21 protein-coding genes and 1 pseudogene are annotated in these 23,155 nt (G+C 63.4%); 6 read left to right on the forward strand and 16 right to left on the reverse strand.

What is annotated here, in order from left to right; translation table 11 throughout:
• Positions 1-15: 15 nt before the first annotated feature.
• From ABMA32_RS04085 to ABMA32_RS04110, 6 genes are all read right to left on the reverse strand, one after another.
• Positions 16-1,104, reverse strand: a complete 1,089-nt coding sequence (locus ABMA32_RS04085) for a DUF4432 family protein (protein ID WP_349012443.1) — start codon at positions 1,102-1,104, stop codon at positions 16-18.
• A 9-nt stretch (positions 1,105-1,113) separates the two neighbouring features.
• Positions 1,114-2,598 (reverse strand): amidohydrolase family protein, encoded by a 1,485-nt coding sequence (locus tag ABMA32_RS04090; RefSeq protein WP_349012444.1) that lies wholly within the window; start codon positions 2,596-2,598, stop codon positions 1,114-1,116.
• Positions 2,595-3,665: an ABC transporter ATP-binding protein gene (locus ABMA32_RS04095; RefSeq protein ID WP_349012445.1), complete on the reverse strand. Its 1,071-nt coding sequence runs from the start codon at positions 3,663-3,665 to the stop codon at positions 2,595-2,597. The genes ABMA32_RS04090 and ABMA32_RS04095 overlap by 4 nt, the downstream gene beginning before the upstream one ends.
• Positions 3,662-4,444 (reverse strand): ABC transporter permease, encoded by a 783-nt coding sequence (locus ABMA32_RS04100; protein WP_349012446.1) that lies wholly within the window; start codon positions 4,442-4,444, stop codon positions 3,662-3,664. Before ABMA32_RS04100 ends, ABMA32_RS04095 begins: the two co-directional genes overlap by 4 nt.
• The gene (locus ABMA32_RS04105; RefSeq protein ID WP_349012447.1) at positions 4,438-5,247 is read right to left on the reverse strand and encodes an ABC transporter permease; all 810 of its coding nucleotides are present in this window, start codon (positions 5,245-5,247) and stop codon (positions 4,438-4,440) included. Before ABMA32_RS04105 ends, ABMA32_RS04100 begins: the two co-directional genes overlap by 7 nt.
• A gap of 139 nt (positions 5,248-5,386) precedes the next feature.
• Entirely contained in the window at positions 5,387-6,550 is a 1,164-nt protein-coding gene (locus ABMA32_RS04110) for an ABC transporter substrate-binding protein (RefSeq protein WP_349012448.1), read from the reverse strand.
• A 136-nt stretch (positions 6,551-6,686) separates the two neighbouring features.
• Here ABMA32_RS04110 and ABMA32_RS04115 point away from each other — a divergent pair, with 136 nt between their 5' ends.
• Entirely contained in the window at positions 6,687-7,451 is a 765-nt protein-coding gene (locus ABMA32_RS04115) for an IclR family transcriptional regulator (protein WP_349012449.1), read from the forward strand.
• A gap of 329 nt (positions 7,452-7,780) precedes the next feature.
• On the opposite strand, the gene ABMA32_RS04120 is transcribed toward ABMA32_RS04115, so the two are convergent.
• From ABMA32_RS04120 to ABMA32_RS04150, 7 genes are all read right to left on the reverse strand, one after another.
• Positions 7,781-8,839 (reverse strand): ABC transporter ATP-binding protein, encoded by a 1,059-nt coding sequence (locus ABMA32_RS04120; protein WP_349012450.1) that lies wholly within the window; start codon positions 8,837-8,839, stop codon positions 7,781-7,783.
• The gene (locus ABMA32_RS04125) at positions 8,829-9,461 is read right to left on the reverse strand and encodes a cupin domain-containing protein (protein ID WP_349012451.1); all 633 of its coding nucleotides are present in this window, start codon (positions 9,459-9,461) and stop codon (positions 8,829-8,831) included. The genes ABMA32_RS04120 and ABMA32_RS04125 overlap by 11 nt, the downstream gene beginning before the upstream one ends.
• A gap of 79 nt (positions 9,462-9,540) precedes the next feature.
• A complete protein-coding gene (locus tag ABMA32_RS04130) occupies positions 9,541-10,569 on the reverse strand; it encodes an ABC transporter substrate-binding protein (protein WP_425475494.1) in 1,029 nt (342 codons plus the stop codon).
• Between the two features lie 62 nt (positions 10,570-10,631).
• The gene (locus ABMA32_RS04135) at positions 10,632-11,462 is read right to left on the reverse strand and encodes an ABC transporter permease (protein WP_349012453.1); all 831 of its coding nucleotides are present in this window, start codon (positions 11,460-11,462) and stop codon (positions 10,632-10,634) included.
• Entirely contained in the window at positions 11,459-12,340 is an 882-nt protein-coding gene (locus ABMA32_RS04140; RefSeq protein ID WP_349012454.1) for an ABC transporter permease, read from the reverse strand. Before ABMA32_RS04140 ends, ABMA32_RS04135 begins: the two co-directional genes overlap by 4 nt.
• Before the next feature lie 67 nt (positions 12,341-12,407).
• A complete protein-coding gene (locus ABMA32_RS04145; RefSeq protein ID WP_349012455.1) occupies positions 12,408-13,685 on the reverse strand; it encodes an NAD(P)/FAD-dependent oxidoreductase in 1,278 nt (425 codons plus the stop codon).
• A gap of 88 nt (positions 13,686-13,773) precedes the next feature.
• A complete protein-coding gene (locus ABMA32_RS04150; RefSeq protein WP_349012456.1) occupies positions 13,774-14,979 on the reverse strand; it encodes a M20/M25/M40 family metallo-hydrolase in 1,206 nt (401 codons plus the stop codon).
• Between the two features lie 438 nt (positions 14,980-15,417).
• Here ABMA32_RS04150 and ABMA32_RS04155 point away from each other — a divergent pair, with 438 nt between their 5' ends.
• The 3 genes from ABMA32_RS04155 (at position 15,418) to ABMA32_RS04165 (ending at position 16,784) form a co-directional block, all read left to right on the forward strand.
• Positions 15,418-15,669, forward strand: coding sequence for a hypothetical protein (locus ABMA32_RS04155; RefSeq protein WP_349012457.1), 252 nt, complete (start codon positions 15,418-15,420; stop codon positions 15,667-15,669).
• 254 nt (positions 15,670-15,923) lie between these two features.
• Positions 15,924-16,301 carry an SHOCT domain-containing protein gene (locus tag ABMA32_RS04160; protein ID WP_349012458.1) on the forward strand — a complete coding sequence of 126 codons (378 nt, stop codon included), beginning with the start codon at positions 15,924-15,926 and terminating at the stop codon, positions 16,299-16,301.
• 156 nt (positions 16,302-16,457) lie between these two features.
• Positions 16,458-16,784 (forward strand): BLUF domain-containing protein, encoded by a 327-nt coding sequence (locus ABMA32_RS04165; RefSeq protein WP_349012459.1) that lies wholly within the window; start codon positions 16,458-16,460, stop codon positions 16,782-16,784.
• A gap of 100 nt (positions 16,785-16,884) precedes the next feature.
• Here ABMA32_RS04165 and ABMA32_RS04170 read toward each other — a convergent pair whose 3' ends face one another.
• The 3 genes from ABMA32_RS04170 to ABMA32_RS04180 form a co-directional block, all read right to left on the reverse strand.
• Positions 16,885-17,187 carry an SHOCT domain-containing protein gene (locus ABMA32_RS04170; RefSeq protein WP_349012460.1) on the reverse strand — a complete coding sequence of 101 codons (303 nt, stop codon included), beginning with the start codon at positions 17,185-17,187 and terminating at the stop codon, positions 16,885-16,887.
• A gap of 15 nt (positions 17,188-17,202) precedes the next feature.
• Complete coding sequence (locus tag ABMA32_RS04175; protein ID WP_349012461.1) at positions 17,203-17,667, reverse strand: DUF6325 family protein; 465 nt, start codon at positions 17,665-17,667, stop codon at positions 17,203-17,205.
• 141 nt (positions 17,668-17,808) lie between these two features.
• Positions 17,809-19,353, reverse strand: a complete 1,545-nt coding sequence (locus tag ABMA32_RS04180; RefSeq protein WP_349012462.1) for an AbgT family transporter — start codon at positions 19,351-19,353, stop codon at positions 17,809-17,811.
• Positions 19,354-19,533: 180 nt separating this feature from the next.
• On the opposite strand from ABMA32_RS04180, the pseudogene ABMA32_RS04185 reads away from it, so the two are divergent.
• Both ABMA32_RS04185 and ABMA32_RS04190 read left to right on the forward strand, forming a co-directional pair.
• Positions 19,534-21,328: pseudogene (locus ABMA32_RS04185) on the forward strand (SLC13 family permease).
• Between the two features lie 108 nt (positions 21,329-21,436).
• Complete coding sequence (locus tag ABMA32_RS04190; RefSeq protein ID WP_349012463.1) at positions 21,437-23,143, forward strand: hypothetical protein; 1,707 nt, start codon at positions 21,437-21,439, stop codon at positions 23,141-23,143.
• Positions 23,144-23,155 lie beyond the last annotated feature (12 nt).

Consider the following 23,155-nt stretch of genomic DNA (forward strand, 5'->3'; position numbering starts at 1 on the left):
TTGTGGGTGGCGGCTTCAAGAGCCGCGAATTGCTTCGATAGTGGACTGCAGGCTCCGGCACGCACGCGCGTCGACGGCGCCGAATCGGAAGTCGGTTCGGAACGCGTGGCCGGGCTCTATCCATACCAGTTGCCCGTTCCTCGTTGCCGCAGCGAGCCCATCCGGCGCGGCCGTTGCCGGCAGGACAAGGCCAAGCGCATCCTGATCACCGCTCCGCGTGATCCAGCGCACTGCATAGGGAAGATCCGCGGGGCGATAGCTCACGAAGTCCCCGCCGCCATCCGGTAGGCGCTGCAGCGCATGTGTCCAGCCGTCATTGTCCGCCGCAGCCTTCATGGTCAGGACGATTTCGGGTTCGATCGCCTGCCCGGCTTCCAGCACCCGGTGGTGTGAAGGGCTCTTCGCGACCGCATCGTGATAGTCGCGGACGGACGGCGTCGCGTCCTCTGCAAGATTCGGCACGCGAACGATCGCATCCCTGGCGTCATCGCGAACGGTATCGATCAGGACGCCGCCATCGATCGGTCGGAAATTGATGTGGGCGAGGTAAAGGAACGGCATCGGCTTCAGCGAGCGGTTCTCGACCTCGATCGTAGTATCGAAAAACGTCGCGCCCTCGTAAATGCGCAAGCGCGGTCGAGCCTCAAAATCATGGCCGAAGGCCCGCCGGTCCCCGCCCGATCCTGTCAACTCGACATAGGCTCCGGTGCTGTCTTCTCCAAGGACAAGGGCAGCCTCCTGATAGGGAAGGTTGGGCAGTTCCCCGTGCAGTGGGTGCGTGTCGTCCGGCCCGGGGTTACCCATCGAGGTGCCGCCGCAGTGGATGAAGAAAGCACCATAGGTGGCAAGGTAGTCTCGCGTGGGCAGCGGCTCATCGAACATGGAGCGCATGGTCAGCCGGCGCCCGAGGAATTCCGCATCCCAGACCTGTTGTCCCTGAAAGGGTAGAAGGATCGCCGATCCGACGCCGTTCTGGATGCGCAGCGCGGCAACGCCCGAGCGATAGCGGAACGCCGATATGCCGAGCGCGCCACTGGCGGCAAGCGGCCGCTCGCTTTCGCCGAACATGCGTTCGTCAAGGTGGAAGGAAACGGGTTGTGCCATGTCGGTTCCTCAGCCCGGCCGCCGCATCCGCGGCACTGCGTTCGCTTCGACAGTGTGTCCCATCCGCGAGAGAAGCGAGCGCGACGCCTTGCGCACCTCGGCGTATATCGCACGCTCGTCCAACTGGGTGAAACGTCCGTCTTCGAGAATCACCCGCCCGTCGATGATGACCGTATGCACGGACTTGGATCGCGACGCATAGAACAGGTTGCGGATCATGTTGGTGCTCGGCACCATTTCAGGACGGTCGAGGGTGTGGATGACGATATCAGCCCGCTTGCCGACTTCCAGCGAGCCGACCTGTTTTTCGAGACCGACAGCGCGCGCGCCGCCGCGTGTCGCCATGTAGAGGCCGTCCTCGGCGATCATGTAGGTCCGATCCATGTGGACATCACGCGCCGCCATGACGGCGAGGTTCGCCTGACGCCAGAGGTCGAAGTCGTTCGACCAGTTCGGCGAATCCGAGCCGAGTGCGATGCTGGCCCCGCGCCGCCACAGCTCGGCATGTCGGCCATGCAGCGAACTGCCGTGTCCCCACATCATCGACGCGGCCGGCGCCCAGGCTATGGACGCTCCCCTGTCCAGCAAGGCGTCGCACTCGGCGTCCGTCAAATGGTTGGCGTGGCCGAAGGTGACATTGCGCGACAGGAAGCCGGTTTCATGCAGGTGTACCAGCGGATCCTTGCCGAAACGGTTGCGGTCGGCCTCGGTGTCCGCCGGGCTATAGGATTGATGGATGTTGAGCGTAACCGAGGCGGCATCGGCGCACGCCTTCGCCTCCATCATCAGTTCCTCGCTTGCCGTCCCGAGCCCGAGCACTGCGACATGGCCCGTCACCAGTGCATCAGGATCAGAATTTCGCCTGAGTTCGTTTCCAAGGACCGCAAGCGCTTCGGCCCGCGTCTTGGGCGCGCGCTCCAGAACCGTATGCAGCTTTGCCTGCGCGGCACAGGTCGAGCAACTGTCCTGCTTGTCGTCGGTCTTGCCCTGCGCGAAACCCTGCGGCTGGTCCCAGATAAAGGGGTCGCCGAGGATTGCCCGCACGCCGACTTCCTTCGCGGCCTTGGCGGCCATGGCGGGCGTCAGGATGGTTCCGGCTTCCATGAAACACGTGCTGCCGTTGCGCACCATTTCCATGCAGGCGAGCAGCACGGAGAAATACTCCTCCTCGTCGTTCACCGTGTTGTAGAAATGCCCTTCGAACGTATCGAAGGACTCGCTCTCCACGAGCTGGTCCGGAAGCACGCTGCGGAACAGATGGTAGGACGCATGCAGGTGGCATTCGACAAAACCCGGATGAACCGGAGCGCCTAACGCGTCGATGGTCCTTGCAGCGTTGTAGGCTGATGCGATCTCTGCATCGTCACCCACTGCCAGGATGCGGCCGTTTTCCCCGACGGCCACCGCGCCGTTTTCGAAGATCGTGCCATTATCATCCATGGTGATGACGTAGCCGTTGAGGATAAGAAGGCTGGCTTGAAGTTTTGCGTTCATGTGCCGTCGTCCTCCAGAATGGTGGCAGCGTCCTCGGCCCAGCCGAGCGCGACCGTGTCGCCGACGGCGATGCCGTCGAACTCGTCGTCGCGTCCTTCCGCCCAGAAGATCGTGTCCGGATCCAGCCGCGTGCCGACCCGGACATTGTTTCCCTGATAGATGATCTCGGTGACGAGGCCGCTGACTCGGGCTCCTTCGCCTTGCAGCCGAACGGCTTCGGGACGAACGGACAGCACCATGAGCTGACCCACCCGCAACGGCGATCCGGTTGCGGGAATTGCATGAGTTCCGCTGCCGGTCTGCAGGAATGTGCGGCCATTTTCCACGCTGGCGACTGTTCCGCGCAGCAGGTTGGTGGCGCCGATGAAATTCGACACGAAAACCGACTTCGGCCTTCGATAGATGTCGCGTGGCGTGCCATGCTGGACGATGCGGCCATTGTTCATGATCGCGATGCGATCGGACATGACCAGCGCTTCCGTCTGGTCGTGAGTGACGAAGACGAAGGTGGCGCCGAGCCGCTTCTGGATGGCGCGCAATTCTAGCTGCATCTGCTGGCGAAGCTTGAGGTCGAGCGCCGAGAGCGGCTCGTCGAGCAGCAGAACCTGTGGTTCGCTGGCGAGCGCGCGAGCCAGCGCCACGCGCTGCGCCTGGCCGCCGCTCAACTGGTCCGGTTCGCGGTCGCCGAACCCTTCCAGCCGGACGAGCGCCAGCATCTCGTCAACCCGGTCGTTGATGCGCGTCCGTTCCCAGCCCTTGACCTTCAGCCCGTAGCCAACATTCTCGCGGACGGTCATGTGCGGGAACAGTGCGCCGCGCTGGAAGACGAGATTGGTGGGTCTTCTCTCCGGCGGCAGGTTGGTCACGTCCTCGCCGTGGATGCGCACGCGTCCTTCACTCGGGCTTTCGAAGCCTGCGATGATGCGCAGCAGGGTGGACTTGCCGCAGCCGCTTGCTCCCAGCAGCGAGACGAACTCGCCTGCGCCGACCTCGAAGTCAACGCGCTCCAGCGCGGTCGTTGCGCCGAACAGCTTGCGCACCCCGATGATTTCAACTGCTGCCGTCACTTGACCTTCTTCCGATTGATGATGTTGGAGGCGATGACGAGGCAGACGAGAACCGAAAGCAACACCGTCGCGATGGCGTTGATCGAGGGATCGATTCCGCGACGCATCAGGCCCCAGACCAGCACGGGCACCGTCTGCTGGTTACCCACGTTGAACCAGGTGACCACGAACTCGTCGAGCGACAGCGCCGCCGCCAGCATCGCCGCGCCGATCACGGACGGGCGGATCAGCGGGAGGGTGATGTCCCTGAAGGCACGCGATGGGGTGGCTCCAAGGTCGCGTGCGGCTTCCAGAACGCTGAAGTCGAACGTCTCCAGCCGCGCGTTCATGGTGAGAACCACGAAGGGCAGACTGACCAGCACATGGCCGATCGCAGCGTTGAGCAGGCCCTGCTGCATGCCGACGCCTCGGAAGAAGACCGCAAGCGCGATGCCGATGACAAGCAGCGGGACGATGGCCGGCATGAGGCTTGCGGTCAGCAGTGTCGCCTGCACCCGTGCTCGCTTCAGGGTGACGAGCCAGAAGGCGAAGGCCGCGCCCATCGCGCCAGAAAGCACGGCGGAGATGATAGCGAGGATCAGGCTGTTGCGCAGCGCGGTCGAGATCAGCGGGTTGGCGAAGGCGTTCGCATACCAGGCCAGCGTCAGCCCCTCAATGGGCATGCTCAGCCGCGGCGAGGTCGTGAACGAGAAAATCACGATGACGGCGATCGGCGCGTAAAGATAGGCGACCACGAGGGAGACGAAGGCCGCCGGCAGGATTTTGCGCAAGGCTACCATCGCGTGATCAACCGGATGAGGCGCATCACCGCGAGATAGGCGAGGAGCATGACGGCAACGACGACGAAAGCCATGCCCGCACCCAACGGCCAGTTCGAACCGATGCCGCGGAACTGGTCGGCGACGATGTTCCCGATGAGCATGCTCTGCGAACCACCGACCAGCGCCGGCGTCACGAAGTCACCTGCCGAAAGCAGGAAGGCAAAGGCGAAGGCTGTGCGGAGGCCGGGGATCACCATGGGCACCAGCACCGTGCGCAATGTGTGCAGCTTGCCGGCCCCAAGGTCGCGCGCGGCCTCAATGTAATCGCGCGATACGTTGAGCATCGCCGAGTAGAGCGGCAGGACCGCAAGCGGCAGCAGAAGGCCGCTCAGCGTGATCACCACGGCGATGTTGCTGTAGATCAGGAACTCGAGCGGCTCTTCGATGATACCGAGCCATTGCAGTGTCGAATTCAGCAATCCCTGTTTTCCCAGAATGGTGCGCCAGGCGTAGATGCGTACGAGATAGCCGCTGAAAAGCGATAGCAGGATGATCTGCAGGATCAGCTGGCCGCGGCGCTCGAAGACGAAACGCATGACATAGGAAATTGCGAAGGCGATCGGCACGACGATCAGGGCCGTCGTGAAGGCCACACCGATGGTGCGCAGCATGAGCGCGCGATAGAGCGGCGATGTGAAGATCTTGTGGTAGTTCTCGAGCGTGAAATCGGGGATCAGCTCGAACCCCTTCGCGCGCCAGAAGCTGAGGACGAGCAGGCACAGCATGGGAATGGCGAAGAACACCACATAGAAGATGCCCACGGGAAGCATCGCGTACAGGCCGCGCCGGCTGGAAGCAGACAATGCTGTAGACGCGCTCGACATTGCACCGTCAGGCCCATGAATTACGACTGATGATAAGCGGCAGGCAGATTTAATCTACCTGCCGCGAAGGCTGGGGTCAGGAGGCCTTGAAGGTCTGCCATGCCTCGACCCACGCCGGCGCGCCGACGACGTCGCCATCCGGCTCCTGTGGGGGAACGACGGTCTGCGTGCCGAGAATTCCGCCGCCGGGCTGGCGGACGTTCTCGTACGGGAACATCGAGCGGATGTTCTCCGGCATGAGGTCGTAGGCCGCCTCGACTGTGCAGCCGGACGCGAGTTCGGCAGCAAGCGCCGCGTTCGATTCCGGCTTGGTCATGAAGTCGATGAAGCCGTAGGCGTTGTCGAGGTTGGGCGCGTCCACGGCGATCGCGTAGGAATCCGACCAGTAGAACGTGCCGTCGACGGACGGCGAGCCGACGACGAGATCGACGCCCTTGTCCTTGGCGATCATGACCTGATAGGCCCAGCCGCCGACCCCGATGGAAGCATCGCCTCGCACGAGCACGTCGGCCATGTCGCCATGCGACGCTCCCACGGTGACGACGTTCGGCTTGACCTTCAGCATCGCGTCCAGCACCTGCTGAAGCTGGGCGGCCGTGAGCCGGCTCGGCTCGGGCATTTCGAGCGACGTCGCCCAGAGCCAGATGTTGCCGAACGGATCGTCGAGCAACACAAGTTCGCCCTTGAATTTGGGATCGGCGAAATCGGTGTATTTCGGCGGCATGGCGTCCCACTTCTTGGGATTGTAGACGCAAGGCTCGTCACCCCAGATGATCGGAATGCCATAGGTCTTGCCGTCACGTACCAGCCATGGCGCATCCTTGAACGCCGGGAAGAGGCCGCCAGCAGTTGGAATGCGGCTGAGGTCGAGCGGCTGGAAAAGCTCCGTTCCCGCGTTCAGGATGGCTGCCTGGAAATCCTTGTTTGGCGTCAGGATATCCATCGAGCCGCGGCCGCCGGTGTTCAGCCGTGTAAGGGCCTCGTCGGCAGCGGACTGGAAGGAGGCGTTCATCTTGATGTTGTTGGCCTCCAGGAACGGCTTGGCGACATTGCCGCCATGCTCGCCGTCCCAGCCGAGGAAGTTCAGTTCACCGCCCAGCTTGCCGTCGGCGGCGAAGGCATGCGTTCCCGCGCCGAGGACCGTCAGGGCTGAGAGGCCGGCGGCGCCCTGCAGGAAGCGTCGGCGGCTGACATCGGCATTGAGCTTTGCGTCGAGAAAGGTCTTCAGTCTGTCGTCCACGATCGTTCTCCACAAATCGGCACGCGTCCAAAGAGGTGCCTTGTTCCCCTGTGCTGATATCCTTCAGCACTGATTGCGATTAAGGGTGGTTTCGCATATGAAGTCAAGTACCGCTGATGAAACTAACGATGTGACGATGACCAACGAAGATCGCGCCGCCTATTCCGCCCCAGCGCTGGAAAAGGGGCTGGATATCCTTGAAGCGCTGGCTGTATCGCCGGAGCCGATGACGGCCAGGCAGATTGCTGAACAGCTTGGGCGTTCGAAGAACGAGATCTTCCGCATGGTCTATGTGCTGGTGGAGCGCGGCTACCTTCACCGCGACCCTGCGACCGACCGTCTGTCGCTCAGCAACCGCCTGTTCGAACTCGGCATGCGCACGCCAAGGTCGAGGACTTTGGTCGAGGTGGCGCTGCCGGCGATGGAGCGTTTCGCCAATGCCATCGGTCACGCCACGCATCTCGTGGTGGTGTCGCGCGGACAGACCGTGGTGATCGCCAACGTCGCGCCGCCCTGGACCGCATTCAACTTCTTCCTGCAGCCGGGTTACGGCAACGCCGCGACGGAGGCGATATCGGGCCAGACCATTATCGCGTTCCAGCCTGAAGAGAAGCGCAAGGCGATGATCGAGGAAAGTCTGGCGCTGCTAGGCGGCAAGTCGTCCTTTGCCCGACTGGACGAGGAGATAGATGCGATTGCGAAGGCGGGTTCCGTGGTTGCGCCGAGCCATTTCCTCGTCGGCGTGATCGATATCTGCGCCCCCATTCTCGACAAGTCGGGGCGCGCGATCGCGAGCGTGGTGGTCCCATGCATCCAGCATCGCGAGCGCACGGAGGACTACGAGCAGATCAGGGCGGCGCTCGTCGAAATATGCGCGGAGATATCGGCGGGACTGGGGTAAGGTTCCTCGCCCCTACGAAGCGGTGGAGAGGGGGGGCGTGGCCGGACTCAACCTCCCCCTTGAGCGGAGGTCGGCCGGATGCAGTCCGGCCGGGTGGGGTTGCCTCGGTGCGCACCAGGTTCCCGTGAGGATGCGACGAAGTATGCGAGAGGTCTGGACCACGTGAATCCAGTTGCGAAGGAAAAATCGAAAAGCGAGCGATTTCAGTTCGCTGCGTTTCCAGTTGCGAAAAACTATCCACGCCTAGCGCTGTGGCTCATCCCCTCCGTCATTCCGGGTCCGCTGCCCGTCCCGGGATGACGAAGCCACCTTTTATCCTCAACCGGAGCTCAGGCTAGGACGGTGCCGACGGCGCCAGGGCGCAGGCGGATGTTTGCGATGTCGCCGGGCATGAAAGAGACCCCATCGCCGCGACGCGGGACGTCGATGACGATTTCGGCGCTTCCGAGCAGAGCATGCAGGCGCAGCAGGCGACCGTGGAAGACGACGCTGGATATTGTGGCCGGGGCCGTGTCCGAGCCCGCCTGCGGTTCGACCTCCAGGTCCTCAGGACGGATTCCGACGGTGATGGAACCCGGGGGCATTTCGCTGCCAGGGATCGCCACTGGAAGGCCCTCTGCGACCATGGTCGGAGGATCGCCTTGCAGGCGCGCCTGCAGGATGTTCATGGTGCCGATGAAGCCGGCGACGAAGCGGGTCGCGGGACGGTCGTAAAGCTCGGGCGGCGAGGCGACCTGTTCGATGCGGCCCTTGTGCATGACGACGATGCGGTCGGAGATCGACAGCGCCTCGGTCTGGTCGTGGGTGACCATGACGAAGGTGGTCCCGAGGCGCGCCTGCAGGCTTTTCAGTTCGACCTGCATCTGTTCGCGTAGATGGGCGTCGAGCGCCGAAAGCGGCTCGTCCAGCAGCAGAATGCGCGGCTCGCAGACGATCGCCCGCGCCAGCGCGACGCGCTGCCGCTGGCCGCCGGACAGTTCGGAAACTCTGGCGCTGATTTTTTCCGCCAGCCCGACAAGGTCGAGCGCGTCGCGAACGCGTTTTGAGCGCGCGGCGGCGTCGATCTTGCGGAGCGACAGCCCGAAGCCGACGTTTTCGGCGACATCCATGTGCGGGAATAGCGCGTAGTCCTGGAAGACGGTGTTGACCGGGCGGTCGTGGGGGCGCAGCGCCGTGATGTCGCGGCCGTCCAGCATGACGCGTCCTTCGGTCGGGGCCTCGAAGCCCGCGATGACGCGCAGGCTGGTCGTCTTGCCGCAACCGGAGGGGCCGAGCAGGCTGACGAACTCGCCGGGGAAGATGTCCATGTCGACGGCATCGAGCCCGACCACGCCGCCCGGAAAGCGCTTGCTGAGGTTCTGGAGTTTCAGGAGCGGTTCAGGCGCCATCGCGCGCCTCCGACGGCCGGGTGGTGTTGACCCACAGGATCGTGCAGCGCTCGGCTCCATCGTTGCGGAACTCGTGCGGCAGCGTGCTCTTGAAGGCGAAGCTGTCGCCGGCCTTCAGTGTGTAGCGCGCGGTGTCGATCGTCAGTTCGACGACGCCCGACAGCACGCAGCCGAATTCGTGACCTGCATGCGAATAGGCCTCCGCCGTGCCGCCTCCGGGTTCGACGACGACCATGAGGCCGGTGAGTGCGGCGCCGGGCGGCGAGAGAAGCTGCTTGGCGATCCCCTCCGAATGGACAGGCACGGACTTGCGCGCGCTTGCCCGCACGCAGAAGAGATCGCTGGCCTCGTCGTTCTCCGCAACCAGCGCGGAAGGCTCGACCTCGAGTGCGGCCGCCAACGGCCAGATGACGCGCACACGCAGCGAGGACATGCCGCGCTCGATCTGGCTGAGCGCGCCGATCGAAATGCCCGCCCGCGCGGCGAGCTCTGCAAGCGAAAGGCCTCTTTCCAGCCTGAGCGCCCGCACCCGCCGCCCGACAAGCAGGTCGGCATGATGGGTGTCCTTCGCGCCATCTGCGGCGAGGGCGTCACGGACGTTGGCCACGTCTTCAGTCGTCATTGGGTATCCGGAGCGGGTTTGCAGTAGCAGTTCTCAGCCTCCCGACGCCATGTGCCGGGAGGCTGCACAGGTTTGGCGATCAGCCGCCGGCCTTGACGCGCTCGAACATCTTGGCGAGGTCGTCGTTCTGTTTCATCGGGCCGGTGAAGATGGTCGTCTTCAGCATCACCTCCGGATCGTCCGGCAACTGAAGTTCATCGAGCGTCGCCTTAGGCACCTCTGCGAAGGCCGATTTCATCGAGCTGCCGTAGCCATAGGCCTCGATCAGGTATTTGCCGGCGGCGGCCTCGAGGCGGCTGTTGATGAAGTCGTAGGCAAGGTCGACGTTCTTGGCGTCCTTGAGCAGGACGAAGCCGCAGGACCAGGTCAGCATCCCTTCCTTCGGCTTCATGAACTCGACGGAGACGCCCTGCTTTTTCAACGAGGTGGCCGACGCATTCCACGTCATGGCGGCGACCAGCGCACCGCTGGCCAGCGACTGCTCGACCGATGTCATGTCGGTCGTATAGGCGGACAGCAGCGGGCGCTGCTCGCGCAGCTTCTCGGCGACCTTGTCCATTTCCTCCGGCGTCATGTCGAAGGGATTGACGCCCGCAAGGATTGCCGCGACCAACGGCGTGTCGTGCACCGCGTCGATGGTGGCGAGGCGGCCCGCATACTGCTTGTCCCACAGCATGTTCCAGCTCATCTCGGGGTTCTCGATCAGGTCGGTGCGGTAGAGGATCGACGTGTTGCCCCAGTCCCACGGCACCATCCAGACCTTGCCGTCGCCGGCCTGGATGTCGGGCAGGTCCTTGAACACCGGGAAGATGGAGTCCCAGTTCTTGATCCTCGACGTGTCGATCGGCTGCAGCAGGCCTTCCTTGTTCCAGCGCGCGACCTTGTCGTAGCAGGGATGTGCGACATCGGGGCGGAAGCCGGCCTTGACCTTGGTGAAGGCGTCGTCGTCGTCGCCGAACATCGTGGCTTCCACACCATCGGGATGCGCGGCGAGGAAGCCCGGATTGAACTCCGGCAGTTCGTAGCCGGACCATGTGAAGTACTGGAGCTTCTCCTGCGCCAGCGCCGGCAGGGCGGTGGCCAGAAGCAGCGTCGCTCCGGCCAGCATGGGCAGGCTTTTGCGGTTGAAGGTGTGGGTCATGCTCGTTCTCCTCTTTCGGTTTGTTGTTGTCATGCGGTTGTGGGAATCGCGCGTCTTGCGCCTGCGGCAAGGCCGCGCCGGCGCAGCAATTCGGCCGCCGTCGCGATCAGGATGGAGCCGGCCAGGATGACCGTCCCGAGCGCCATGACGGTGGGCAGCGACTTCGGGAAGCGCAACTGCGCCCAGATGTAGAGCGGCAGCGTCGGCTCGGTGCCGGCGAGAAAGAAGGCGACGATGAACTCGTCGAAGGAAATCAGGAACGCCAGCATGAAGGCCGAGCCGATGGCCGGCAGGCTGAGCGGCAACATCACCCGCCGGAAGGTGGCGAAATCCGACGCACCGAGATCGAGCGCGGCTTCCGGGATGCTCTTCGGGATGGCGCTGAAGCGGCCGCGCATGATCACCACCGTCGTCGGCAGGGCGACAAGGATGTGGCCGAACACGATCGCTGTGCGCGACGGGCCGATGCCGATAAGATTGATCAGGATGAGGAGCGCGATGCCGACGATGACGCCGGGGATGAGGATCGGCAGGCGCGCGAGGTTCGAGATCGCGGTGGAAAGGGAGGAGCGGCCGTAGAGGTCGGCATAGGCGATGGTGATGCCGCAGAGCGTCGCCGCCGAGGCGGCGACAAAGCCGACCATCAGGCTGTTGGCGAACGCGCCTGACAGCGCCGAATTGCCGAGCAGGGTTCCGTACCAGGCGGTGGTGAAACCCTGCAGCGGGAAGGCCGCCTGGATCGAGTCGTTGAAGGAAAAGATCGGGATCAGCGACACGGGCAAGTACAGGAACAGGATGTAGACGAGCACGTAGAGACCGAGCCAGCGGCCTGCGTTGGATGATGCCGACGCGCCGCTCATGTGCGGCTCCCGAAGCGCCGGTCGGCGCCGCGCGCGATGAGCACGACGCAGAGGATGACCAGCATGACGGCGACTGCGAGCGCTGCGCCGAACGGCCAGTCGTTCGCCTTGCCGAACTGCGCCTGGATGAGCGAGCCGATCATGGTGCTGGACGGTCCGCCGACGAGGGCAGGGGTGACATAGTCGCCGACGGTCGGCACGAAGACGACGAGGGCGGCTGCCAGCACGCCCGGCATGGAGCAGGGCAGAATGACGCGCCTGAATACGGTCCAGGGTTTCGCGCCGAGATCAGCTGCCGCTTCCATTTGAGACCGGGGGATCGTTTCCAGCGCCACGTAGATTGGCAGGATGGCGAAGGCCGCATAGGCATGCGCCAGCGTGACGACCACGGCCGCCGGCGTGTTGAGGAACGCCAGCGTCGGCTCCGACAGGATGCCGCTGCCGACCAGCGCCGAGTTGAGGACGCCGTTGTAGGCGAGCACGACCTTCCAGGCGAAGACGCGCAGGAGATAACTCGTCCAGAACGGCAGGGTCACGAGGAACAGGATCAGGCCGCGGCGCTGGCCGGCATGAAAGGCGAGATAATAGGCGACGGGGTAGGCGGTGGCGACTGTCGCCACGGTTACGAGCGCCGCGATCGTCAGCGAGCGCAGCGTGACCGTACAGTTGAGCGGGTCGGTGGCCACCGAGAGCAGATTGGCAAGTGTGAAGCCGGCGCCGAGCAGCGAACCGTCATTTATGCGGAACGCGAGGAAGACGACCAGCCCGAGCGCGAAGAGGACGAGGAAAAGCGTGACGACCGCGCCGGGCAGCAGCAACGCGAAACGGAAGCCCGCTTCGGTGCGCGATGAGTCCGTCCTAGTGATGACGGCGTCCATGGTCCCGCCCGGTCAGAAAATTGAAATGCAGACAGATTTCTTCACATTTGTGAAACTGTCAAGCGGATTACCGCTCAAGCGCATCCAGCGTGCGATACCAGGTGATCGCGGCGGCGACGCCGAGTTGCCGGAATGCATGGAACGGTATCGGCCGGATCGGCGTCAGCGGGAACGGCAGCGAAGCGGGATCGCCGGTCAGCAGGTGGTCCGCGAGGTGTTTGCCGAGCGATGTCATCAGCCCGACGCCGCGCCCCTGGCACCCGACCACGGCGATCAACCCCGGTTCCGGCGAATGGATGTGCGGAAGGTGATCGGGCGTGACCGCGACGCGGCCGAACCAGCGCTTTTCGATCGGAATGCCGGCGAGGAACGGGTAGAGGCGCACCATGGCGTGTCGCAGATGCGCCCAATCGCCTTCGTGTCGCGGCAGCGACATGCGCCCACGCCCGCCGAGAATGAAACGCCCGTCCGGCGTCTTGCGATAATAGACGAGAATACGTCGGGAGTCTGAGACGGCCTGGCCCTCGGGCAGGATGGCGCTCGCAATACCGGCCGGGAGGACTGCGGTCGCGATTTGAAAGGAATGCAGGGGGACGATGGTGCGGGCAAGGCCCGGGACCAGACCGTCGCTGTAGGCGTTGGTAGCGACGACGACGGATGTGGCCTTGAGCTCGACGCCGCTGCTGGTAGAAATTCGCCACGCGCCGCCTTCCTGCCGGAGCTTTGTCGCCTGTTGCTGTTCGGCGATGCCGACGCGTGCTGCCGCCGCGATGCGCGCAAGTTCGGTCGTGAAGGAGAGGGGATCGATCACGCCCGCGCGGCGGTCAAGCCAGCCGCCGAGGTAACCACTGGTGCCGGTCAGGGCGGCGATCCCTGCGCTGTCGAGCAGCCGGACGTCTGCGCCGCGCAGACGCCACTGCCTGTCGCGGGCTTCGGCGTTCTTCAAGGCGGTCTGTGTATGCGCTGCCTGAATCCAGCCATTGCGGGTGAAGGGAACGGCAAGGCGCTCGTTGGCGATCAGGTCGAAGACGCTATCGGCCGTGGACGCCGCGAACCGCACCAAAGCCTTGCCGGCTTCTGGCCCGAAATGCTCCAGAAGCCAGTCGGGATCGTATTTGAGGCCGGGTATGACCTGACCGCCATTGAGGCCGGAAGCGCCTTCGCCGATAAGTCTGGCTTCGAGCACCTGTACCGAGAGACCGGAGCGCGCCGCATGCAAGGCGGTCGACAGGCCAAGGATTCCGCCCCCGATGACAACGACATCGAACAGGCGATTGCCTTCGAGGTCAGGTCCGAACGAAAGCGCGGACCCGGAAGGCCGCCATACTGACTCTGTGAAGCGCACCAAAACATCCTCGTGCTATCTGGAAATTCATAGCACGAGTTTCACGAATATGAAGAGCTGTACGTTTCAGATGGTCGCTGGCCGGGTTTCAGTCGTCCAGCGTGGCCGCCAGCACGGCGATTTTGCAGCCGATGACATATTCCGGGACGTTCACGTATTCCTTGACGGTGTGGATTTCCGCCTGTCCCGCCGAGATGGTGACGGTCGGAATGCCTGCCTTGTCGAGCCAGTTGGCATCGAGGCCGCCATTCGAGAAAACGTGGTTTGGCGTGATGCCGAGGATGCCGAGCGCGCGATCGGCGCGCTTTACGACGGCCTCGTCTTCCTTCAGGCGGAAGGGCGGGTAGGAGGTGGTGCGGGTGAACTTCACGACGGCTGTCTCGCCGCCGCTGTCCTTGACCTCCGCGCCGGCCTTCTCGAACGCGGCGCGATAGCCCTCGGCGATCTCGACCGCGAAGGCGGCATCCGGGCTGCGGGCCTCACCCTTGAGCCAGGCGTAGTCGGTGACGACATTGGTGGCGTCGCCGGCGGCCACCGCGCCGTCCTTGCCACCGAAGATCCCGACATTGCTGCTGCCGAAGTGGTCGCCCTTGACCACCTTGCCGAACCAGCCGGCCTTGCGCGCCTCGACGAGGCCGATCGACGCGACCATGGTGGCGGAGATGCCCTTCTCGGGCGCCACGCCAGCATGAGACGCCTTGCCGGTGATCTCGACCTCCCAGTTCTCCTGTCCGACCGCACCGATGATCAGGTCGGCCGGCTTCTGGCCGTCGATGTTGATGCACATTGCAACGTCGCCAAGATCCTTCGCGTTCATCTCGCGCGCGCCGTGAAGGCCGCTTTCCTCGCGCACCGTGAAGAGGAAGGTGAGCGGCGGGTGCGGCAGCTTGTGCTTGATGAGGGTTTCGGCAACGGTCACCAGTACCGCGCAACCGGTACGGTTGTCGCCGCCAAGGGCCGTATTCCCTTCGGAGACGATTTTGTCGCCATCACGCTTCGGGACCGCGCCTGCGCAAAGTGGCACGGTGTCGAGATGGCAGGAGAACAGAATGCCCGGTCCCGGCCTTGTGCCGGGCAGAGTCGCGATGAGGTTGCCGGTTTCTGTCGGAACAGGAATCCGCTTGTTGACATCATCGAAGCGGATGTTCGCTGCCGGGACCCCAGCCTTCTCGAGCGCCTTGCGAACCGCTTCGGCGATCTTCGCCTCCTTGCCGGTTACGCCTTCAACGGCAAGAAGATGCATGAGGAGGTCGACAGCCTTTTCTCCATCGACCAGATCGGCGGCATTGCTCATGACTACATCTCCCTCACTTGCATTTGTTCTTTGGGTTGCTCGACCTGGCGTCCAGATGAGAAATTCCGCCCGGCTTGCCCGGGCGCGCCGTCATCGTCGCGGCACGTCAGCGATGCTGCCGAGCTTTGAATAGAACTTTCGGCATTAAAAATTGAACCCGGACAGCGATCCCAGCCAAAGCACGGGACTGCCAGACGGTTGGCTTTCTCTAACGAGAATACTCATATTTTTTCTTGCGCGACAACAATTACGGCGCCTCCGCCGTACGATTTAATGATCGCATGGATTGCGGCTGGCGCTCTTTCATCCTATCGATTGGCCGCGTGGCTGCGGGCAAGTAGTTTCTTCTGGAAAAGCTTGCCTTGTCGCTATGTCCATCGGAGTTGCGGCCCATCCGGATGTGCGCCGCGCTTGTGTTAAAACGGGAAAAACACGGCCATGAAGAAGACCTTGATTGCTCTTTCGCTCGTCGGCGCGCTTGCAGGCTGCACCACGACCGAGCGCGACGTGGTGACGGGCGCGGCGGTGGGTACCGCAGTCGGCCTGGCAGCGGGCGGAGATGCAGGCAGCGCGGCTATCGGCGCGGCTGCCGGTGCGGCCGGCGGCCTGCTGGTCCGCAACCTGCGCAACGGCTATTGCGAATACCGCAATCCGAACACCGGGCAGCTCTACACGGCCCGTTGCAACTAGATCATCTGACCGCTTAATCGGACGATTCCGGGGCTGAGTTAGCCCCGGACAGGACTTTTACGGCGTAAATTCCCAGACGAATTCGCCGACATTTCCTTAATATGTCTTTTGAAGCATGACATTGGAATCCCGTGTGGTCGTCGTATGACGGACACATGCGAAGGCTACGCAGTGACTGGTGGCCACGAAAGCAGGAAGTGACTGCGACACTCCTGTCAACACGAAATGAATTAATCAACTGATGGAGAAATACAGTGCTGTTTGAGGGCGGTTTTACTTTCACCAACTTCCTGGTGGATGTCTTTGTCATCTTCCTGTTCGTGATGTGGTTCTGGCTGCTGATCACGGTGTTCAGCGATCTGTTCCGCCGCAAGGACATTTCAGCGGGCGGCAAGATTCTGTGGCTGATCGTGCTTGTCGTGCTGCCCTATCTTGGCGTGTTCGCTTACCTCCTGACCCAATCCGGGAACATGGCCGAGAGGAGCGAGGCGGACGCCAAGAAGGCGCGTGAGGATCTGCGCGAGATTGTCGGCTTCAGCGTGGCTGACGAAATCACCAAGCTCGACCAGCTCAAGGCTTCCGGCTCGATCACCGCCGCGGAATATTCCAAACTGCGCGCCAAGCTGGTCTGAACCGACCGCCTTACAGAAAATCAAAGAAAGCCTGCCACGAAATCCGTGGCGGGCTTCCTTACGCCTGGGGCATCGGGTGCGCCCAGGCAATTCGAGCCGAAGCGGAGCCATTGTCGACCAAGTTGATCGATGCGGGGCAGACTGATATCTGGGGGCATGCTGCTTCGCCTCGCCTACGTATCCCGTCTCAATTCGGACATGACTGAAGAGCGTATCGCTGAAATGATCGAGGCGGCCGCGTCAGCCAACGCCAGTCACGATGTGACCGGCGTCATAGCCCTTGAGGGCCTTCGAGTCTGCCAGGTCATCGAAGGCGACGGCGCGGACATCGACCGTCTGTTCGACAACATCCGCGCAGATCCGCGCCATGCCGAAGTCATCGAGCTTGACCGCGCGGAAGTCTCCACTCGGCGCTATCCGGAATGGTCAATGGTCCGCCTGCCGATGGTCGATATGGTGCTGCACGCCTACGCGGTGCTTTAGAACAGCCATACTCAACGCGACCGCGATCGGAGCAAGGCGTGTCGCGCTCGCGGTAGGCAGTCTTCTTTCGAAACCGGTTCAGAGGTTCAGAAGACAGCCCTTAGCCCAGAATACGGGCCTTCTGCGCCGCGAACTCTTCCTCGGTGAGGATGCCTTGCTGTTTCAGCTCGGCAAGCTGCTTGAGCTGCTCGATGGCGTCTGGAGCCAGGCCGGCTGCAGGGGTAACAGCGGCGGCCGGAGCGGCACCTGCCGGTGGCGGTGCCGCTGGCGCTGCCTTGGCAGCCTGGCGTCCGGCAACGGCGCCGGATACCGCAGTGGCGGTGCCGGCGATGACGGCAGTGCGGGCAGCGGTGTGGGCGGCTCGCCCGATGAGGCTCGGACGATTGCGACGCGATCCAAACATGTCAGTCTCCTTGATCTAGCTGCGGACAGCCTTGCCGGCTTCGATGAGCGCGGCGCGAGCCTCTACCGCGACATCGTGCGGAATCCTCTCGGCCAGCAGCAACTGGCCGTTGGCCTTGCGCAGGGCGGTGGCGAAACGGTCGAGCCAGAGGTGTTCGACCAGGATCGAGGCAGCGGTCTGGCCGGGATCGATGTCGTCCGCGATCTCCATGAGGTCGCCCTCGCTGAGCAAGCCGACGGGTTCGCCGGCGAGTGCGTGGATCGCCTCGCCAAGCTCCTTGCTCAGTTCCTGCGCCTCCAGCACGGTGACCGTTCCGTCGGCGAGCTTGCTGACGAAGGCCAGGTCGACGATGCGGACCATACCGCTGTCGGCGAGTTCTCCCAGAGCGCCCAGTATGTCACCCTCGAAAGCGTCGCCCTCGAAAGCAATGAGGACGAGTTCGAGTGGGCTGAGGCGTGAACTGGATAAGGGCGGCAGCATCGACGTCTCCTGTTTCTAGGCCTGTCGGGAACTTCGATGTTGAGCCAGAAATTCCTGACGGCGGTATGACATTCTTTCGGAAATCGTCTGCAATGCCCGGCGGGCGCAAGACAGCAGTCGGCCGAGCGTCCCAAAGCGAACTCACGCCGGGCCGAGCGGGATTCCCAGCAGGTACCAGGCTATGAGCAGGATCGTCCAAAGCACCAGCAGGACCACTGTGTAAGGCAGCATCAGCGCGATGATCGTGCCCATCCCAGCGTCCTTCTGGTACTTCTGCGCGAAGCCGACCATGACGGCCAGATAGACGTTCAGCGGCGTGATGACGTTCATCGGGCTGTCGCCCACGCGATAGGCCGCCATCACCAGATCCGGGTCGCCGCCGAGCCGCATGAACAGCGGCACGAAGACCGGCGCAAGGATGGCCCATTTCGCCAGCGCGCCGGTCAGGATGATGTCGATGATTGCGACGACAATGACGAACAGGATGATGTACGTCACCCCGCTGATCGGCATGGTCTGCAGGAAGTCGGCGAGATTGACCGCAAGCACCGTCGCGAGGTTGGTGAAATTGAAGAAGGCGATAAAGTTCGCGATCACGAACAGCAGGAACAGCATTCCCGCCAGATTGCTCCATGTCTTGACGACGAGGCCGATCGCGGCGGTTACGTTGGCGATCGTACCGGCGCCGCGGCCGTAGGCATAGCCGACGACGAGGAACAGAAGGCTGATAAGCACGATCAGGCCACTCATGAAGGGCGAGCCGGCCATGATGCCGCCGGTCTCCTGATTGCGCAGGATGCCGTAGGGCAGGGGCGGTGCGGTCAAGAGCCCCACGACGATCACGAAGCCAAGCAGCGCCCGCCCGGCGAATTTCAGGCCCCGCGCCTCCGCTTCGGACAGTTCCACGCCGCCCTCGACGGGGACACCGCCCTTGTAGGGGCCAAGCCGCGGTTCGACGAAGCGCTCCGTGATGATCGTCACGATGATCGCCATGACGATGGACGAGGCGATCATGAAATAGAGGTTGCCGACGTCGGTGATCGCGGCATTCGGGTTGACCGTGGCGATCGCGTCGTTCGTGACGGCAACCAGCAGGGCGTCGGTCGGCGTGATGAACACGTTGACGAGAAATACGGCCGCGACGCCCGCGAAGGCGGCGGCAAGGCCCGCCAGCGGGTGCCGCCCCATCGAATGGAACGCCGCCGCGCCGAGGGGAACGAGGACAAGGTAGCCTGCGTCGGCGGCGATGGAGGACAACACGCCGACCATGACGATGATGAAAGTGAAGAGCGAGACGGGCGCGATGGCGACGATCTTGCGCACCAGCGTGGCGATGAGGCCCGACTCCTCGGCAAGGCCGACGCCGATCATGGCGACGAGAATGACGCCGACGCCAGCAAACCCGAGGAAATTCGACACCGGCGAGGTGACCAGGAAGCGGATGCCGTCGCCGGACAGCAGGCTGCGAACCGCCGTCGTCTGCTCGACGATGTCGCCCAAGGCCGCGTCATATCCTTCATAGGTCACGCTCGTGCCGAGTGCGGCAAAGATGACTGACAGAAGAATGACGATGCCGATCAGGATAAAGAAAATGATGGCCGGGTGCGGCACCATGTTGCCGACACGCTCGATCGTGCCGAGGAAGCCGGACATGCCCGCTTGGTCAGTTTGCTTGGATTTGGCCACCTTACCGCCCCTCAACGATTGGTCGCGACTAGCCGCAGCCAGTAGTAAAAACACTTGGCATGAAAGTAGTTTTTGTTGCAAGCGCTGCGAGGAGTTTCCGGCAATTTGCAATGAAGCATGGCTTGCCAGAATCGTGGCGTTTCGTCCAATATCAACCATTAGTACGCGAGGGGCCACGATTTGAGCGATATCTGGATTGTCTTCGCGATTATCGTGGGCATCGTCGTCCTTTTTATCTGGGACCGGATTCCTGTCATCGCGGTTTGCATTGGCGCGGCGCTTGCGATGTGGGCTACAGGTATCCTGACGCTGCCGCAGGCGCTTGGTGGCTTTGGCGATCCGGCGGTCATCTTCATTGCCTCGCTCTTTGTTGTTTCTGCCGGTCTGGAAGTGTCCGGCGTGACCGCCTGGGCAGGCCAGATCCTGATCGGCCAGGCGGGAGAAAGCCGCACGCGGCTGATCGTGCTCATGATGGTCTTCGTGGGCGTCCTGTCGGCGCTGATAAGCGTCAATGGCGCGGTCGCCGCCCTGCTGCCGGTGGTCGTCGTCATGGCGATCAGGCTCGGCCGATCGCCTTCGCAGCTTCTGATGCCGCTGGTGTTCGGGGCCCACGCAGGCTCCAAGCTCATGATGACCGGAACGCCCGTCAACGTGCTGGTGGTCGAGGCATCCGAGAACGCCGGGGGCGGCGGCTTCGGCTATTTCGGTCGGTATCCCGCTTGTCATGGGCTGCATCGCCATTGCGGTCCTGTTCGGTGAAAAGCTCCTGCCGCACCGCACCAGTCCCAGCTTGCCGCCAGACCTGAGCAGGCACTCCTCGACCCTGGTCGAGCAATACCGGCTTTCCAACGACGTACATCAGTTGCGCGTGCGCGCTGACTCTGCCCTTGTGGGCACTGATCGCGCCGAACTGGGAAATTCAGACGCAGACGGCCTAACGCTGGTCACGCTGAAGAACGAACGCGGCGAGTCGCTGCGAACCTCGAAAATCGCCGCCAGCGATATTCTGGTGATGCGTGGTCCTGCCGACGCGGCGGCGAAATTCGCGCACGACATGGGGCTCGCCTTTCGCGACGATGCGCCGGAAGGCAGCGTGCGCGATGACCTGTTCAACCGCGATTCGGGACTTGCGGAAGTCGTGATACCGCCGCGATCGCCCTTGATAGGCCAGCGGTTTTTCCCCGGCATGGTGACCGAAAGCGGAGACCTGATCGTGCTTGCGATCCAGCGCCAGGGCAGCGAACTCGCGCCCGGCGAGGCGCTGGCGTCCGGCGACACGCTGCTGCTGCAAGGCACCTGGTCGGCACTCGACCAAAGACTGCATCCGGCCGAGGTGCTGGTGGTGAACTCGCCCGATGTCGTGAGGCGTCAGGCGGTGCCCATGGGCCCGGGCGCATATACCGTCTTGGCGACCTTGGCCCTGATGGTGTTCTTGCTCGCCACGGGGCTGGTGCCGCCGGCGGTGGCGGGCCTGATCGCGGCCGGCATCATCCTGATATCGGGAGTGCTGTCGGTCGAAGGCGTGTATCGGGCGATCAACTGGACGACCGTCATCCTGGTCGGCGCGCTGACGCCGCTTTCATTGGCCATGCAGGAGACAGGCGCCGCCAAGCTGCTTGCAACGGGGCTGGTGAACGCGGTCGGTGACGCGGGACCCTACACGCTTCTGGCCGGCCTGTTCCTGTTTTCGGCAGTCATGGGCCAGGTGATCTCGAATACCGCGACCTCGCTGATTGTCATCCCCATCGCAGTCGTCGCGGCCAACGAGATGGGGATTTCGGTACAGCCCGTGCTGATGTCCGTGGCCATAGCCTGCGCGGCGGCCTTCCTGACGCCTGTGGCGACGCCGACGAACCTCATGGTCATGGAACCGGGCGCCTACAAGTTTGGCGACTACTGGAAATTCGGCCTGCCGATGATGATCTGGTTCTTCATCATCGCAGTGTTCCTCGTGCCCGTGTTCTGGTCTTTCTGAAGACCGCCGTCAGGCGGCTAACGTCAGTATCGGGAGGGTTTCGCATGCATGATTTCCAAAGGGGGCCGGGGGGCCGGTCCCGCATTCCGGCGAGGCTTTGAGGCCAACGTGTCGGACCAGGACAGGCATTCCGATCTGATCCGCCGTTTCGGCGCGTTGTCGGCTGCCGAAACGGTTCTGGTGGAGAACATCGGCGGCGGCCATGTCGATCAACTCGGTGAAGGCAAGGTGCCCGAACCGGACGACACCGAACAGCAGGTTCGCGCCGAACTGATCCGCTACCTCCTGCTCGGCGGCAAGCACGCGCCGCGGATGCACGAAAAGGGCATTCGCCTTTCGGGCGTGACGGTGACGGGCATCCTCGATCTGGAGGGATGCCGCATTCCGCATGACATCGGTCTGCTGGACTGCCGCTTCGAGATGAAACCCGTCCTGCGCTCCGCCCAACTGGACACGGTTTCCTTCGACGGTTCGATTCTGCCCGGGTTGGCGGCGGACCGCCTTGAAGCGCGCGGCGACCTGCTCCTGCGCGCGGCGCGGGTGCGTGGCCCTGTCGCTCTTCGCGGCGCGCGCATCGGTGGCGATCTGGCGTTCGACGGCGCGGAACTGGCTCACCCCAATGACCGCGTCGTTCGCGCAGAGCGAATATCGATACGGGGCAGCGCAAGCTTTCGAGGCGCCCGCGTCCAGGGCGGCATTTATATCCCTGGCGCGCGGGTGGGCGGCGATCTCGATTTCGTCGGCGCGCATGTCGATCGGCCCGGAGACGTCGCCATCGACGCCGACGCGGTGCATGTCAACGGCGACCTGATATTGCGGCATGTCGGCGTCGATGGCCGGGTCAGCGCGACATCGGCGCAGATCGATGGCGACGCGGATGCGTCCGGTGCGAAAATTCGCGCGAAGGGCGACATGGCTCTGAACCTGAACCGCAGCGTTGTCGGCGGTGCATTCTTTCTGCGCGACGAAGCGACAGTGGAGGGCGCGCTCAGCCTGAACGGCTCGACGCTGGGGGCAATCGTCGATGAGGTGGCGTCCTGGCCCGGGCCCGGTGATCTTCTGCTGAACCATTGTCGCTATGGTGGGTTTCTTGGCTCGTCCGTGGACGCCAGCGAAAGGCTGAACTGGTTGTCGCGGCAGGATCCTTCCCGTTGGGGCGAGGATTTCTGGCCGCAGCCATATGAACAACTCGCGCGCGTCATGGCCGAGATGGGTCATCCCGAAGACAAGCGCCGTGTTCTGATCGAGAAGGAGAGGTTGCAGCGCACATCGCGACGGCAGCGCACTCCGGGCAAGGTGACACGGGCGCTGCTTTGGCTGTCCGACCGCGTTCTTTGGGTGACGACCGGGTATGGGCGTCGGCCGCTGCTAGCAGTGATCTGGATCGCTGTCTTCTGGGTGGCGGGCGGCGTGTACTACGAGTGGCTGGAGCACACCGATGCCATTCGGCCCAATTCGGTGGTGGTCCTGCGCTCGCCGGAATGGGTGCTCTGCAGCATCCCTGCGAACGAAACGACATTCCTTGTCTCGACCGGCACGGAGAGGCAGGGTCTCGCGGCGGCAGGGCAAAGCCAGCTGTCGTGCTTTTTCGAACAGCCCGAGGCCGCAACCTTTCCGAAGTTCAGCCCATTGATGCTGTCTGCCGATATGATCTTTCCGGGGCTGGGGAGTGGGCAGCGGGAGTACTGGTCGCCCGATACGCGCACGACGTCCGGCTACATCGGCAGGCTCTACGCCTATTTCCAGGCGCTTGCAGGACTGGGCCTCGGCCTGCTTGCCGTTGCCGGCTTCAGCGGGATCGTACGCTCGGACTGACGGGGCGCGGAG

The sequence above is a fragment of the Mesorhizobium quangtriensis genome (assembly GCF_040081925.1).
Classification (GTDB): Bacteria; Pseudomonadota; Alphaproteobacteria; order Rhizobiales; family Rhizobiaceae; genus Mesorhizobium_K; species Mesorhizobium_K quangtriensis.

What these genes read in the sequence shown, in the direction of transcription:
- ABMA32_RS04125 (WP_349012451.1), bottom strand. Translation starts at nt 9,461, where the DNA reads ATGACGACTGAAGACGTGGCCAACGTCCGTGACGCCCTCGCCGCAGAT.
- ABMA32_RS04155 (WP_349012457.1), top strand. Translation starts at nt 15,418, where the DNA reads ATGAAGAAGACCTTGATTGCTCTTTCGCTCGTCGGCGCGCTTGCAGGC.
- ABMA32_RS04170 (WP_349012460.1), bottom strand. Translation starts at nt 17,187, where the DNA reads ATGTTTGGATCGCGTCGCAATCGTCCGAGCCTCATCGGGCGAGCCGCC.
- ABMA32_RS04115 (WP_349012449.1), top strand. Translation starts at nt 6,687, where the DNA reads ATGACCAACGAAGATCGCGCCGCCTATTCCGCCCCAGCGCTGGAAAAG.
- ABMA32_RS04090 (WP_349012444.1), bottom strand. Translation starts at nt 2,598, where the DNA reads ATGAACGCAAAACTTCAAGCCAGCCTTCTTATCCTCAACGGCTACGTC.
- ABMA32_RS04165 (WP_349012459.1), top strand. Translation starts at nt 16,458, where the DNA reads ATGCTGCTTCGCCTCGCCTACGTATCCCGTCTCAATTCGGACATGACT.
- ABMA32_RS04100 (WP_349012446.1), bottom strand. Translation starts at nt 4,444, where the DNA reads ATGGTAGCCTTGCGCAAAATCCTGCCGGCGGCCTTCGTCTCCCTCGTG.
- ABMA32_RS04085 (WP_349012443.1), bottom strand. Translation starts at nt 1,104, where the DNA reads ATGGCACAACCCGTTTCCTTCCACCTTGACGAACGCATGTTCGGCGAA.
- ABMA32_RS04120 (WP_349012450.1), bottom strand. Translation starts at nt 8,839, where the DNA reads ATGGCGCCTGAACCGCTCCTGAAACTCCAGAACCTCAGCAAGCGCTTT.
- ABMA32_RS04150 (WP_349012456.1), bottom strand. Translation starts at nt 14,979, where the DNA reads ATGAGCAATGCCGCCGATCTGGTCGATGGAGAAAAGGCTGTCGACCTC.
- ABMA32_RS04135 (WP_349012453.1), bottom strand. Translation starts at nt 11,462, where the DNA reads ATGAGCGGCGCGTCGGCATCATCCAACGCAGGCCGCTGGCTCGGTCTC.
- ABMA32_RS04175 (WP_349012461.1), bottom strand. Translation starts at nt 17,667, where the DNA reads ATGCTGCCGCCCTTATCCAGTTCACGCCTCAGCCCACTCGAACTCGTC.
- ABMA32_RS04140 (WP_349012454.1), bottom strand. Translation starts at nt 12,340, where the DNA reads ATGGACGCCGTCATCACTAGGACGGACTCATCGCGCACCGAAGCGGGC.
- ABMA32_RS04130 (WP_425475494.1), bottom strand. Translation starts at nt 10,569, where the DNA reads ATGCTGGCCGGAGCGACGCTGCTTCTGGCCACCGCCCTGCCGGCGCTG.